Raw genomic sequence first — 13651 nt, 5'->3', positions numbered from 1 at the left:
GCTACATAGCCTGACTTTGCACAACACGGCTGCATAAAGAAAGTCGATCGGCTGCAACCCAAGACGGGTGACCGGCCCGTACGGAGATTCGCAATGACTCAGATCGCCCGCATCAGCGACACCGGCAATGAACGCCGCCTGCAAGCCGAACGCCTGGTGGGCGCCGAGGCCTTGCAGGAAGCCCAGGCCCTGCGCTTCAACGTGTTCAGCGGCGAATTCAACGCCAAGCTCAAAGGCGCGGAGCTGGGTCTGGACATGGATGACTATGATGTTCACTGCGCCCACATCGGCGTACGTGACTTGAACACCGGGCGACTGGTGGCGACTACCCGTTTGCTCGACCACACCGCCGCCAGCAGCCTGGGCAAGTTCTACAGCGAAGAAGAATTCAGCCTGCACGGCCTGATCCATCTCAAAGGCCCGATCCTGGAAATCGGCCGCACTTGCGTCGACCCGGCCTACCGTAATGGCGGCACCATCGCCGTACTCTGGGGCGAGCTGGCCGAAGTGCTGAACCAGGGCGGCTACAGCTATTTGATGGGTTGCGCGAGCATCCCGATGCAGGACGGCGGCATTCAAGCCCACGCGATCATGCAGCGCTTGCGCGAACGTTACCTGTGCACTGAACACCTGCGGGCCGAACCGAAAAAACCGCTGCCGAGCCTCGACATCCCGTCCAACGTCATCGCCGAAATGCCACCGCTGCTCAAGGCCTACATGCGCCTTGGCGCGAAGATCTGCGGCGAGCCGTGCTGGGACGAAGATTTCCAGGTCGCCGACGTGTTCATCCTGCTCAAGCGCGACGAGCTCTGCCCGCGTTATGCCAAACACTTCAAGGCGGCCGTGTGATGAGTCGGTTACGGGTGTACGCGCGGATTGCGCGAGTGTTAGTGGTGGTGGCGCTGGGTTTGAGCATGGCCGGTGTATTCGGGTTGTTCGAACGCCTGGGGATTGCTCATTCGATGGTCCGTCGCCAGCGCTGGTCGCGATTTTTCATGGCACGCCTGAGCAATGCCCTGCCCTTTCGCGTGACCGTGCACGGTGAATTGCCGAAGGCGCCGATGCTCTGGGTCAGCAATCATGTGTCCTGGACCGACATTCCGCTGCTGGGCATGCTCACGCCGCTGTCATTCCTGTCCAAGGCCGAAGTGCGCACCTGGCCGGTGGCGGGCTGGTTGGCGGCCAAGGCTGGCAGCCTGTTTATCCGTCGAGGGTCGGGCGACAGCCAGTTGATCCGCAAACAGATGACCCGTCATCTGGAGCAGGAACATCCGCTGCTGATGTTCCCGGAAGGCACCACCACCGATGGCCGCTCGTTGCGTACTTTCCACGGTCGATTGCTGTCTGCGGCAATCGACTCCGAAGTGAAGTTGCAGCCGGTGGCGATTCGTTATCTGCGCGACGGGAAGCTCGATTCGCTGGCGCCGTTCATTGGCGATGATGATTTGCTCTCGCACTTGATGCGCTTGTTTGCAAATGATCGGGGGGACGTGGAGATTCATTTGCTCAAGCCGATCGCGTGTGAAGGTCGCGAGCGTGCGGCACTGGCGTTCGAGGCACAGCAGGCGGTGCAGAAGGCGTTGTTTGGGGCGATTCCGGAAAAACAGCAAGCGCCAATGCGCCCCGCCATCGCTGCTTAAACACACATCCCCTGTGGGAGCGAGCCTGCTCGCGATTGCGGTCGGTCATTCAACATCGATGTCGACTGACACACCGCAATCGCGAGCAGGCTCGCTCCCACAGGGGGTTTATGTTGTTGGATAGCTTTTGACGAAATCCTGAAGCTGCGGATAGAACAACCGAAAGTCATCGCTCAACGGTTCATACAACACCCGCAATTCCTGCATCGCTGCGGCCAGCTCCTCCGGTCGCGTCAGCCTCCGTGAAATCCCCCGCAGCACCTGCTCCAACACCGCAAATTCTTGATAGGAACCCAACCAGTCATTGGCCACCATATGCGGCGCGATCTGCGCCAGGCGTTCCGGCAATTGCGCCTCGGCGGACAGCACCCGGTACACACCCGAAGTGAATTGCTCCAGCGGCTGGTCGGCGTACAGCGTCCAGTCCCGGGCCAGGCAATGATCGAAAAACACGTCAAGCACGATCCCGGCATAACGCCTGCGGGTCAGGGAAAACCGTGACAACGAAACGTCCACCAACGGATGGCGGTCGGTAAAGACATCGATGCTGCGATGCAGCTGGATGGCCGCTTCGATTTCCGGATCGAACTGCCCTTGCAGCCGCCCTTTGACGAAATCGCCATACAGACTGCCGAGCAATTGACCGGGGCGCTGGCCACCGAGGTGCAGATGTGCGAGATAGTTCATGGGCGCAGCTTAGCACTGCGCCTTGGTATCGTTACACTCAACATATCGTTATAACTCGATATACCGAATTATGCGGTCGTCAGACCAAAATCATATTTGTATATCGCGAATTACCGATTTAAAGTTCGCCTCATCGCGATATAGCGTTTTACTCATCACGAGCCCAACACCATGACCCTCAATCTCGACGAAATAATAAAAGCCCTGGCACACCCAGTACGGCGAGAAATCCTGCACTGGCTCAAAGACCCGACCGTCGAATTCCCCGATCAGTCTCACAGCAACGAGCACGGTGTCTGCGCCGGGCAGATCGATCAACGTTGCGGTTTGTCGCAGTCCACGGTGTCTGCACACCTGGCAACCCTGCAACGCGCCGGCCTGATCAGCAGCCGCAAAGTCGGCCAGTGGCATTTTTTCAAACGCAATGAGGAAACCATTCAGGAATTCCTCAAGACCTTCAGCAAAGAGCTCTGACCCTTAAAGCCGACAAGGAAGCAACAATGCCCCTCTCGCTACTCATTCTGGCCTTGAGCGCCTTCGCCATCGGTACCACCGAGTTCGTCATCATGGGCTTGCTGCCCGATGTGGCGGCCGACCTCGGTGTGTCGATTCCCGGTGCCGGCTGGCTGGTGACCGGTTACGCCCTGGGCGTGGCCATCGGTGCGCCGTTCATGGCACTGGCCACCTCCAGATTGCCGCGCAAGGCTGCGCTGGTAGTGTTGATGGGCATCTTCATCGTCGGCAACCTGCTCTGTGCAATGGCCACCGACTACAACGTGCTGATGTTTGCCCGTGTGGTCACCGCCCTCTGCCACGGTGCATTCTTCGGCATTGGCTCAGTGGTGGCAGCGGGTCTGGTTCCGGCGAACAAGCGCGCTTCGGCCGTGGCCTTGATGTTCACCGGCCTGACCCTGGCCAACGTGCTCGGCGTTCCGCTGGGCACCGCGCTCGGCCAGGAAGCAGGTTGGCGTTCGACCTTCTGGGCGGTGACCGTGATTGGCGTGATCGCGTTGATCGGCCTGATCCGCTTCCTGCCGGCCAAGCGCGATGAAGAGAAACTCGACATGCGCGCCGAACTGCGCGCCCTCAAAGGCGCCGGAATCTGGCTGTCGTTGAGCATGACCGCGTTGTTCGCAGCTTCGGTATTCACCCTGTTCACCTACGTCGCCCCGCTGCTCGGCGATGTCACTGGCGTCTCGCCCAAAGGCGTGACCTGGACCCTGATGCTCATCGGCTTGGGCCTGACGGTCGGCAACATCATCGGCGGCAAACTGGCTGACAAAGGCATGGCCGCCACGTTGATTGGCGTCTTTATCTCGATGGCCGTGATCTCGACCGTACTGAACTGGACCAGCGTTGCGCTGATTCCGACCGAAATCACCCTGTTCCTCTGGGCCACCGCGTGCTTTGCCGCCGTGCCCGCCCTGCAAGTGAACGTGGTGACCTACGGCAAAGCCGCACCGAACCTGGTGTCGACCCTCAACATCGGCGCTTTCAATATCGGCAACGCACTGGGTGCCTGGGTCGGTGGCAGCGTCATCGCCCACGGTTTCGGCCTGACCAGCGTTCCTCTCGCGGCAGCAGCACTGGCGGTACTCGCCCTGCTGGTGACCCTGATTACCTTCCGTCAGAGCGGCAATCCCGAACTGGCCCCTGCTACCAACTGATCTCTACAAGAGAGCTATTTCATGACGACTATTTTCGATCCGATCAAACTGGGCGACCTCGAGTTGGCCAACCGCATCATCATGGCGCCGCTGACCCGCTGCCGCGCCGACGAAGGCCGCGTGCCGAACGCGCTGATGGCCGAGTACTACGTACAGCGCGCCTCGGCCGGCCTGATCCTCAGCGAGGCCACTTCGGTCACGCCGATGGGCGTCGGCTACCCGGACACCCCAGGCATCTGGTCCAACGATCAAGTGCGTGGCTGGGCCAATGTGACCAAGGCTATCCACGGCGCGGGCGGCAAGATTTTCCAGCAACTGTGGCACGTCGGCCGTATTTCCCACGGGTCGTACCTGGGCGGTGAGGTGCCGGTCGCACCCAGCGCCATTCAGCCAAAAGGCCATGTCAGCCTGGTTCGTCCACTGGCCGACTTCCCAACCCCACGCGCCCTGGAAACCGCTGAAATCGCCGACATCGTCGACGCCTACCGCGTCGGTGCCGAGAACGCCAAGGCGGCCGGTTTCGACGGTGTGGAAATCCATGGCGCCAACGGTTACCTGCTCGACCAGTTCCTGCAAAGCAGCACCAACCAGCGCACCGACAACTACGGCGGTTCCGTGGAAAATCGTGCTCGCCTGTTGCTGGAAGTGACCGATGCCGCAATCGAAGTCTGGGGCGCAGGCCGCGTAGGTGTGCACCTGTCACCCCGTGCCGACCTCCATGACATGGGCGACGACAACCTGTCCGAGACGTTCACTTACGTCGCTCGCGAACTGGGCAAACGAGGCATCGCCTTCATCTGCTCCCGCGAGAAAGAAGATGGCGACAGCCTGGGTCCACAATTGAAAGAAGCGTTCGGCGGCCCGTACATCGTCAACGAACGCTTCACCAAAGACAGCGCCAACGCCTGGCTCGCCAGCGGCAAGGCCGATGCGGTGGCCTTCGGCGTGCCATTCATTGCCAACCCAGACTTGCCGGCACGGTTGAAGGCCGATGCGCCGCTGAACGAGGCGCGTCCTGAACTGTTCTACGCCAAGGGCCCGGTCGGCTACATCGACTACCCGGTGTTGTAAGCGTCTCCCCTTGAAACGCAAAAGCCCCGACTCGAAAGAGCCGGGGCTTTTTGGCAACCGGGTTACTCACAAAATCCCTACAAATCAGGTAGCTCACTACCTATCAACCTGGCGAGCGTACGTATATAAAAGCCCCCATTAGGTATTTTGTTTCATTTGCGCAGGCTGGGGCTCAAGCGCAGCATATCCAACCCTGTATCAACCAAACACTCGGCGTCGATATGCAGTTCAAAGCTGTCGGGCGCCAACAGCCACTGATACAGGATGCCGTCGATGTATGCATGCAGGCTGATGGCCGCGCGGGCCGTATCGAGGCTTTCCGGTAACTGTCCCCGATTGACCGCATTACTCAGGGCCAGGGCGATTCGCACATTGCAATCAAGGCTGACCGCTCGGCGCTGCTGGCGCAGGTCGCACATTTCATCGGTGAATTCGCACTTATGAAACAGAATCTCATTGATGCGTCGGGTTTTCGGATCCATGGCAACTTGATGAAACAAATGAATCAGCAGTTTGCGCATGCAGCCCAAGGGGTCGAGTTCATCTTCGCTTTCACTGGCCTTGGCCATTTCATCCAGCGGCTCATGCAAGGTATCAAGCATGGCCTGCACCAGATCCGCCTTGTTGCTGAAATGCCAATAGATGGCCCCGCGAGTGACCCCGGCCAGGGTAGCGATATCCGCCAGTGTCGTGCGCGCCACGCCCCTTTCGTAAAAGGCCTTTTCTGCCGCTTCCAGTATCTGGCTGCGGGTTTCTTGAGCTTCCTCTTTGGTGCGACGGACCATGGCAGTACAACCTCAATCAGGATGCTTCAGCGATGTCTGAACATCAGCTGAATAAAAGTGGGGCGATCGCTCTCAGGCGTCGTCCCCGGCCTACAATTCGAACCCTTGAACGGCTTTTGTAACGGTGTGGATACGCGGCCAAGGTATTTACAAACAACCATGAACGTAAGTATATTCCTTAGCAAGCTACTTATCCACTCAGCGCACATTTTTTACCTTTCCACCTTTCGAGTGCGCAATTTGCGCGCCTGACCCGAGGATTTTCATGCAATTCAAGCCAGCTGTTACCGCTCTGGTCACCGCCCTCGCCTTGGCATCGCTGCTCAGCGGATGCAAAAAGGAAGAGGCGGCACCTGCCGCACCACCCCCTCAGGTCGGCGTCGTTACTCTGCAACCTCAAGCCTTCACCCTGACCTCCGAGCTTCCGGGCCGTACCAGCGCGTACCGCATCGCCGAAGTTCGCCCTCAGGTCAACGGCATCATTCTCAAGCGCCTGTTCAAGGAAGGCGGCGACGTCAAAGCCGGCCAGCAGCTGTATCAGATCGATCCGGCGGTTTATGAAGCCACTCTGAAAAGCGCCGAAGCCAACCTGCAACAGACCAAATCGATTTCCGACCGCTACAAGCAGTTGGTCAGCGAACAGGCGGTGAGCCGTCAGGAATACGACACGGCCCTGGCCAACCGGTTGCAATCGGAAGCCGCCCTGCAAAGCGCCCAGATCAATGTGCGTTACACCAAGGTTTACGCGCCACTCTCCGGACGCATCGGCCGCTCGACCGTGACTGAAGGCGCGCTGGTCACCAGCGGCCAGGTCGAAGCGATGGCGGTGATTCAGCAACTGGACCCGATCTATGTCGACGTGACCCAGTCTTCGGTAGAGCTGCTGGAACTGCGCCGCGAACTGGAAAGCGGTCGTCTGCAAAAATCCGGCGACAACGCGGCCGCGGTCAAGCTGACCCTCGAAGACGGCAGCCAGTACAAACAGGAAGGCAAGCTCGAGTTCTCGGAAGTCTCGGTAGACCAGACCACCGGTTCCGTGACCTTGCGTGCGGTATTCCCGAACCCTGACCACACCCTGCTGCCCGGCATGTTTGTACACGCCCAACTGCAGGCCGGTGTGAACAGCGCGGCGATCCTCGCCCCGCAACAAGGCGTGACCCGTGATCTCAAAGGCACCCCGACCGCGCTGGTCGTCGGCCCGGATAACAAGGTCGAACTGCGTCACCTCAAGGCCAGCCGCACCGTCGGCAACCAGTGGCTGATCGAAGACGGTCTGAAAGCCGGCGATCGCCTGATCACCGAAGGACTGCAATTCGTTAAACCTGGCGTCGAAGTAAAGGCCAGTGAAGCGACTAACGTTGGCGCAAAGAACCCGGCCCCCGCACAGGTAGCTAACAAGGCTTCCAGCGGCAAAGGGGAGTAAACCATGTCCAGATTTTTTATCGACCGTCCGATTTTTGCCTGGGTAATTGCCCTGGTCATCATGCTGGTCGGGGCACTCTCGATCCTCAAACTGCCGATCAACCAATACCCGAGCATTGCGCCTCCGGCCATTGCGATCCAGGTGACTTACCCGGGCGCGTCCGCACAAACCGTGCAGGACACCGTGGTCCAGGTGATCGAGCAACAGCTCAACGGTATCGATAACCTGCGTTATGTCTCCTCGGAAAGTAACTCCGACGGCAGCATGACCATTACCGCGACCTTCGAGCAGGGCACCAACTCCGATACCGCGCAGGTTCAGGTCCAGAACAAGCTGAACCTGGCCACCCCGCTGCTGCCGCAAGAAGTGCAGCAACAGGGTATCCGCGTGACCAAGGCAGTGAAAAACTTCCTGATGGTGATCGGCGTGGTGTCGCGCGACGGCAGCATGACCAAGGACGACCTGTCCAACTACATCGTGTCGAACATGCAGGACCCGATCTCGCGGACCGCCGGTGTGGGTGACTTCCAGGTCTTCGGTGCCCAGTACGCAATGCGGATCTGGCTCGACCCGGCCAAGTTGAACAACTTCAACCTGACCCCGGGCGACGTGAAAACCGCCATCGCCGCGCAAAACGTCCAGGTGTCGTCCGGTCAACTCGGTGGCTTGCCTGCCGTGGCCGGTCAGCAACTGAACGCGACGATCATCGGCAAGACCCGTCTGCAAACGGCTGAGCAGTTCAAGGCCATCCTGCTGAAGGTCAACAAGGATGGCTCGCAAGTGCGTGTCGGCGACGTGGCGGATGTCGGTCTGGGCGGTGAAAACTACTCGATCAGCGCCCAGTTCAACGGCAGCCCGGCCTCCGGTCTGGCGGTGAAACTGGCCAACGGTGCCAACGCCCTCGACACGGCAAAAGCGCTGCGCAAGACCATCGAATCCCTCAAGCCGTTCTTCCCGCAAGGGATGGAAGTGGTATTCCCGTACGACACCACGCCGGTGGTGACCGAGTCGATCAAGGGTGTGGTTGAAACCCTGGTCGAAGCGATCGTGCTGGTGTTCCTGGTGATGTTCCTGTTCCTGCAAAACTTCCGCGCCACCGTCATCACCACGATGACCGTGCCCGTGGTACTGCTGGGGACCTTCGGGATCCTCGCGGCGTTCGGTTTCAGCATCAACACCCTGACCATGTTCGGTATGGTGCTGGCCATCGGTTTGCTGGTGGACGACGCCATCGTCGTGGTGGAGAACGTCGAACGAGTCATGAGCGAGGAAGGCCTGTCACCCAAGGAGGCCACCAAGAAATCCATGGGGCAGATCCAGGGTGCACTGGTCGGTATTGCCCTGGTGCTCTCGGCGGTACTGTTGCCGATGGCATTCTTCGGCGGTTCCACCGGCGTGATCTACAAGCAGTTTTCGATCACCATCGTCTCGGCCATGGCCCTGTCGGTACTGGTCGCACTGATCTTTACCCCGGCGCTCTGCGCCACCATGCTCAAAGCGATTCCCAAGGGTGAGCACGGCGTCCCGAAACGCGGATTTTTCGGCTGGTTCAACCGCAACTTCGACCGTAGTGTGAAAAGCTACGAGCGCGGCGTTGGCAACATTCTGCGCAACAAGGTGCCGTATCTGCTGGTGTACGTGATCATCGTCGTCGGCATGATCTGGTTGTTCCTGCGTATTCCATCCGCGTTCCTGCCGGAAGAAGACCAAGGTGTACTGTTTGCCCAGGTGCAAACCCCGGCCGGTTCCAGTTCCCAGCGCACACAAGTGGTCGTGGACGAGATGCGTGAGTTCCTGCTGCGTCCGGGCAAGGACGGCGGTGAAGGTGACGCGGTAGCCTCGGTGTTTACCGTGACCGGCTTCAACTTCGCCGGCCGTGGTCAGAGTTCGGGTATGGCGTTCATCATGCTCAGACCGTGGCACGAACGTAACGCCGACAACAGCGTGTTCAAAGTTGCGGCCCGTGCCCAGCAGCATTTCTTCACCTTCCGTGACGCCATGGTGTTTGCGTTCGCACCTCCGGCGGTGCTGGAATTGGGTAACGCCACCGGTTTCGACGTGTTCCTGCAAGACCGTGCCGGTATCGGTCACGACGCACTGATGGCTGCACGCAACCAGTTCCTCGGTATGGCGGCGCAGAGCAAGGTGCTGTCGCAGGTCCGCCCGAACGGTTTGAACGACGAACCGCAATACCAACTGGAAATCGATGACGAGAAGGCCAGTGCCCTGGGCATTACCATCGCCGACATCAACAGCACCCTGTCGATTGCGCTGGGCAGTAGCTACGTCAACGACTTCATCGACCGCGGTCGGGTGAAGAAGGTTTACGTACAAGGCCAGCCGGGCGCGCGCATGAGTCCTGAAGACGTGAAGAAATGGTACGTACGCAACAGCGCCGGCACCATGGTTCCATTCTCCGCGTTCGCCAAGGGCGAGTGGATTTACGGTGCGCCGAAGCTGTCGCGTTACAACGGCGTAGAAGCGATGGAAATCCTCGGTGCCCCGGCACCCGGCTATTCCACCGGTGAAGCCATGGCCGAAGTCGAAGCCCTGGCCCAGAAACTGCCGGCCGGTGTTGGTATTTCCTGGACCGGCCTGTCGTACGAAGAACGACTGGCGGGCTCGCAGGCGCCGGCGCTGTTCGCGTTGTCGATCCTGATGGTGTTCCTGTGTCTGGCCGCGTTGTATGAAAGCTGGTCGATTCCGATTGCGGTGGTGCTCGTGGTGCCGCTGGGGATTATCGGTGCCTTGATGGCAACCAGCTTGCGCGGTCTGTCCAACGACGTGTACTTCCTGGTGGGTCTGTTGACCACCATTGGTCTGGCGGCGAAAAACGCCATTCTGATCGTCGAGTTCGCCAAAGACCTGCATGAACAGGGCAAGAGCTTGCAGGAGGCCGCCATCGAGGCTTGCCGCATGCGTTTGCGTCCGATCATCATGACGTCCCTGGCGTTTGTCCTGGGCGTCGTGCCGCTGGCCATTTCCACTGGCGCCGGCTCGGGTAGCCAACACGCCATCGGTACCGTGGTGATTGGCGGTATGATCACCGCCACCGTTTTGGCGATATTCTGGGTCCCGCTGTTTTTCGTCACCGTGTCGGCCATGGGGCAGCGCAAAATTGCTGACCAGGACGACGCTCTAGAACCTTCTAAAGAGGCTGGCTTATGAGCAAGTCGCTACTTTCCCTGGCTGTTGCCGCCTTCGTGCTCGGTGGCTGCTCGCTGATACCCGATTATCAGCAGCCTGAAGCACCGGTAGCGGGTCAGTACCCGCAAGGCCCGGCGTATTCACCGGCCCAGGCGCCTGCCCAGGCTGCCGCTGAACAGGGCTGGAAGCAGTTTTTCCATGACCCGGCGCTGCAACAACTGATCCAGGTCGCCCTGGAAAACAACCGTGACCTGCGTGTCGCGGCGCTGAACATCGACGCCTTTGCGGCTCAATACCGCATCCAGCGTGCCGATCTGTTCCCGGCCGTGTCGGCCAACGGTACCGGCAGCCGTCAGCGGATCCCGGCCCGGGCCTCGCAGACCGGCCAAACGGACATCAACAGTTCCTACTCGGCCACGGTCGGCATCAGCGCCTATGAACTTGACCTGTTCGGTCGGGTTCGCAGCCTGAGCGAAGAAGCCCTGCAGAAGTACTTCGCCACCGAAGAAGCACGACGAAGCACCCAGATCAGCCTGGTGGCCAGTGTGGCCAACGCCTACCTGACCTGGCAGGCCGACAAGGAACTGCTGAAACTGACCCAGGACACCCTGGGTGCGTTCGAGGAGAGCTACAAGCTCACCGCCCGCAGCAACGAAGTGGGTGTGGCCTCGGCCCTGGACCTGGCCCAGTCGCGTACCTCGGTGGAAAACGCCCGCGCGCAAAAAGCCAAGTACACCCGTCAAGTCGCCCAGGATGAAAACAGCCTGGCGTTGCTGCTCGGCACTGGCATCCCGGCCAATCTGCAAGCGGCCAAGCCATTGGCTGACGACCTGCTGAGCGAAGTGCCGGCCGGTCTGCCATCGGACTTGCTGCAACGGCGTCCGGACATCCTTCAGGCCGAATACAACCTGAAAGCCGCCAACGCCAACATCGGCGCGGCGCGGGCGGCGTTCTTCCCGAGCATCAGCCTGACGGCCAACGCCGGGACCCTGAGCCCGGACCTGTCCGGCCTGTTCAAGGGCGGTTCGGGCACCTGGTTGTTCCAGCCGCAAATCAACCTGCCAATCTTCAACGCCGGCAGCCTGCGCGCCAGCCTGGATTATTCAAAAATCCAGAAAGACATCGGCGTGGCGAACTACGAAAAGTCCATTCAAACGGCCTTCCAGGAAGTCGCCGACGGCCTGGCCGCGCGCCAGACCTACACCGATCAGTTGCAGGCCCAGCGTGATTTCGTCAACGCCAACCAGGACTACTACCGTCTGGCCGAGCGTCGTTATCGCATTGGTGTCGACAGCAACCTGACCTTCCTCGATGCTCAGCGTCAGCTGTTCAGTGCTGAACAAGTACTGATCACCGACCGTCTGGCGCAACTGGTCAGTGCCGTCAATCTGTACAAGGCACTGGGCGGTGGCTGGAACGAGCAGACCGCGAAGAACGAACCGTTGAAAGAAGAAGCGCCGAAGCTGAAGTTGTTCTGATAACGCTGTAAAACAAGGAGCCCACCTTTTGGTGGGCTTTTTGTTGTCTGCGGGGGAAAGGTGTAGTGGCAATGCCGACGCTTTCGCGAGCAAGCCCGCTCCCACAGTTGATCTCTGCTGGTCATCAATATTGTGTTCACCCTAGATCCCCTGTGGGAGCGGGCTTGCTCGCGAAGAGGCCCGCCCAAACAATACAAATCCCCGGCCAATCTTATGTTCGATAATCGCCCAAAACCCGCTTTCCCCGATTGAACCCTCCCGCCCATCCCCCGCACCATTCGTCGCACAAGACCAATAACAACAGGTTCGACACATGCCCCCGCGCCCTGCCCTGTCCGGCTGATCCCGTTCGTTTTTATCCCGAATTCAGAATTTTTGTCTGCAACCCCCCAGTTGCGGCAGCGCCCCGTTTCACACCTAAAAACTAGAGAGACCCGCACACATGACACCTTCCAACACTCAATACTGGTTCCCCAGCCTCATCGCCATTGCACTGGCCAGTACGGCTCTGCCCGCCATGGCCGAGGAGTCAGGCTTTGTCGAAGGTGCCAAGGTCAACCTGAACCTGCGCAACTTCTACATCAATCGCAATTTCACCAACCCGACCAAAGCCCAGGGCAAGGCAGAAGAGTGGACACAAAGCTTCATCCTCGATGCCAGGTCCGGGTTCACCCAGGGCACCGTCGGGTTCGGCATGGATGTGCTGGGGCTGTACTCGGTGAAACTCGACGGTGGTAAAGGCACGGGCGGCACGCAGTTGTTGCCGCTGGATCACGACGGTCGCCCGGCGGACAACTTCGGTCGCACCAACGTGGCGTTGAAGGCCAAGCTGTCGCAGACCGAAGTGAAGGTGGGCGAATGGATGCCGGTGCTGCCGATCCTGCGTTCGGACGACGGTCGTTCACTGCCACAAACCTTTCGTGGCGGCCAGATCACCTCGAAGGAAATCAACGGCCTGACGCTCTACGGCGGCCAGTTCCGCGCCAACAGTCCGCGCGACGACAGCAGCATGAACGACATGTCGATGACCGGAAAACCAGCGTTCACCTCCGACCGTTTCAACTTTCAGGGTGGCGAATACGCCTTCAACGAGAAGCGCACCCAGATCGGTGTGTGGAACGCCGAACTCAAGGACATCTACAGCCAGCAATACGTGAATCTGATCCACAGCCAGCCCATCGGCGACTGGACCCTGGGCGCCAACCTTGGTTTTTTCTATGGCAAGGATGACGGCAGCGCCCGGGCCGGCGAGCTGGACAACAAGACCTGGTCGGGCCTGTTCTCGGCCAAATACGGCGGCAACACCTTCTATGTCGGCCTGCAAAAACTCACCGGCGACAACGCCTGGATGCGGGTCAACGGCACCAGCGGCGGCACCCTGGCCAATGACAGTTACAACGCCAGTTATGACAATGCGAAAGAAAAATCCTGGCAGGTACGCCATGACTACAACTTCGTCGCCCTCGGCATTCCCGGCCTGACCCTGATGAACCGTTACATCAGCGGCGACAACGTCCATACCGGCACCATCACCGACGGCAAGGAATGGGGCCGCGAAAGCGAACTGGGCTACACCGTTCAAAGCGGCGCACTCAAAGACCTCAACCTCAAATGGCGCAACTCGACCATTCGTCGTGACTTCAGCAACAACGAGTTCGATGAGAACCGGTTGATCGTAAGCTATCCGATCAGCTTGTTGTAAGGCGATCAGTCAGCCAGCCGCCTGTCAGGCTGGCTGGCGCTTTGCCGAGCT

11 protein-coding genes are annotated in these 13651 nt (G+C 59.7%); 9 read left to right on the top strand and 2 right to left on the bottom strand.

Annotation, left to right across the window (positions count from 1 at the left end):
* The first annotated feature begins 93 nt into the window (after nucleotides 1-93).
* A complete protein-coding gene (olsB, locus tag IB252_RS02185; protein WP_192406549.1) occupies nucleotides 94-849 on the top strand; it encodes an L-ornithine N(alpha)-acyltransferase in 756 nt (251 codons plus the stop codon).
* Entirely contained in the window at nucleotides 849-1640 is a 792-nt protein-coding gene (locus IB252_RS02180) for a lysophospholipid acyltransferase family protein (RefSeq protein ID WP_111450911.1), read from the top strand. Before olsB ends, IB252_RS02180 begins: the two co-directional genes overlap by 1 nt.
* A 108-nt stretch (nucleotides 1641-1748) precedes the next feature.
* Here the strand turns inward: IB252_RS02180 and IB252_RS02175 are convergent, their stop codons facing one another.
* Nucleotides 1749-2327, bottom strand: a complete 579-nt coding sequence (locus IB252_RS02175) for an ACP phosphodiesterase (RefSeq protein WP_192406547.1) — start codon at nucleotides 2325-2327, stop codon at nucleotides 1749-1751.
* 171 nt (nucleotides 2328-2498) lie between these two features.
* Here IB252_RS02175 and IB252_RS02170 point away from each other — a divergent pair, with 171 nt between their 5' ends.
* Genes IB252_RS02170 through IB252_RS02160 form a run of 3 tightly spaced genes read left to right on the top strand, consistent with a single transcriptional unit; the run spans nucleotide 2499 to nucleotide 5065 of the window.
* Nucleotides 2499-2801, top strand: a complete 303-nt coding sequence (locus IB252_RS02170; protein ID WP_093225791.1) for an ArsR/SmtB family transcription factor — start codon at nucleotides 2499-2501, stop codon at nucleotides 2799-2801.
* A 26-nt stretch (nucleotides 2802-2827) separates the two neighbouring features.
* Complete coding sequence (locus IB252_RS02165; protein ID WP_192406545.1) at nucleotides 2828-3994, top strand: MFS transporter; 1167 nt, start codon at nucleotides 2828-2830, stop codon at nucleotides 3992-3994.
* A 21-nt stretch (nucleotides 3995-4015) separates the two neighbouring features.
* Nucleotides 4016-5065, top strand: coding sequence for an alkene reductase (locus tag IB252_RS02160; RefSeq protein WP_192406543.1), 1050 nt, complete (start codon nucleotides 4016-4018; stop codon nucleotides 5063-5065).
* A 152-nt stretch (nucleotides 5066-5217) separates the two neighbouring features.
* Here IB252_RS02160 and emhR read toward each other — a convergent pair whose 3' ends face one another.
* Nucleotides 5218-5850 carry an efflux system transcriptional repressor EmhR gene (emhR, locus tag IB252_RS02155; RefSeq protein WP_111450916.1) on the bottom strand — a complete coding sequence of 211 codons (633 nt, stop codon included), beginning with the start codon at nucleotides 5848-5850 and terminating at the stop codon, nucleotides 5218-5220.
* Nucleotides 5851-6115: 265 nt separating this feature from the next.
* Here emhR and IB252_RS02150 point away from each other — a divergent pair, with 265 nt between their 5' ends.
* The 4 genes from IB252_RS02150 (at nucleotide 6116) to IB252_RS02135 (ending at nucleotide 13600) form a co-directional block, all read left to right on the top strand.
* Nucleotides 6116-7273, top strand: coding sequence for an efflux RND transporter periplasmic adaptor subunit (locus tag IB252_RS02150; RefSeq protein ID WP_192406541.1), 1158 nt, complete (start codon nucleotides 6116-6118; stop codon nucleotides 7271-7273).
* Nucleotides 7274-7276: 3 nt separating this feature from the next.
* Nucleotides 7277-10441: an efflux RND transporter permease subunit EmhB gene (gene emhB / locus IB252_RS02145; protein WP_192406539.1), complete on the top strand. Its 3165-nt coding sequence runs from the start codon at nucleotides 7277-7279 to the stop codon at nucleotides 10439-10441.
* Nucleotides 10438-11898, top strand: a complete 1461-nt coding sequence (gene emhC / locus IB252_RS02140; RefSeq protein WP_192406537.1) for an efflux RND transporter outer membrane subunit EmhC — start codon at nucleotides 10438-10440, stop codon at nucleotides 11896-11898. The genes emhB and emhC overlap by 4 nt, the downstream gene beginning before the upstream one ends.
* Nucleotides 11899-12340: 442 nt before the next feature.
* Nucleotides 12341-13600 carry an OprD family porin gene (locus IB252_RS02135; RefSeq protein WP_192406535.1) on the top strand — a complete coding sequence of 420 codons (1260 nt, stop codon included), beginning with the start codon at nucleotides 12341-12343 and terminating at the stop codon, nucleotides 13598-13600.
* Nucleotides 13601-13651 lie beyond the last annotated feature (51 nt).

It is taken from the genome of Pseudomonas sp. PDM10 (genome assembly GCF_014852295.1).
Classification (GTDB): Bacteria; Pseudomonadota; Gammaproteobacteria; order Pseudomonadales; family Pseudomonadaceae; genus Aquipseudomonas.
Note: the sequence above shows the minus strand (reverse complement) of the source record. Positions and strands in the feature narration are given on the sequence as shown.

What these genes read in the sequence shown, in the direction of transcription:
- olsB (WP_192406549.1), top strand. Translation starts at nt 94, where the DNA reads ATGACTCAGATCGCCCGCATCAGCGACACCGGCAATGAACGCCGCCTG.
- IB252_RS02180 (WP_111450911.1), top strand. Translation starts at nt 849, where the DNA reads ATGAGTCGGTTACGGGTGTACGCGCGGATTGCGCGAGTGTTAGTGGTG.
- IB252_RS02175 (WP_192406547.1), bottom strand. Translation starts at nt 2,327, where the DNA reads ATGAACTATCTCGCACATCTGCACCTCGGTGGCCAGCGCCCCGGTCAA.
- IB252_RS02170 (WP_093225791.1), top strand. Translation starts at nt 2,499, where the DNA reads ATGACCCTCAATCTCGACGAAATAATAAAAGCCCTGGCACACCCAGTA.
- IB252_RS02165 (WP_192406545.1), top strand. Translation starts at nt 2,828, where the DNA reads ATGCCCCTCTCGCTACTCATTCTGGCCTTGAGCGCCTTCGCCATCGGT.
- IB252_RS02160 (WP_192406543.1), top strand. Translation starts at nt 4,016, where the DNA reads ATGACGACTATTTTCGATCCGATCAAACTGGGCGACCTCGAGTTGGCC.
- emhR (WP_111450916.1), bottom strand. Translation starts at nt 5,850, where the DNA reads ATGGTCCGTCGCACCAAAGAGGAAGCTCAAGAAACCCGCAGCCAGATA.
- IB252_RS02150 (WP_192406541.1), top strand. Translation starts at nt 6,116, where the DNA reads ATGCAATTCAAGCCAGCTGTTACCGCTCTGGTCACCGCCCTCGCCTTG.
- emhB (WP_192406539.1), top strand. Translation starts at nt 7,277, where the DNA reads ATGTCCAGATTTTTTATCGACCGTCCGATTTTTGCCTGGGTAATTGCC.
- emhC (WP_192406537.1), top strand. Translation starts at nt 10,438, where the DNA reads ATGAGCAAGTCGCTACTTTCCCTGGCTGTTGCCGCCTTCGTGCTCGGT.
- IB252_RS02135 (WP_192406535.1), top strand. Translation starts at nt 12,341, where the DNA reads ATGACACCTTCCAACACTCAATACTGGTTCCCCAGCCTCATCGCCATT.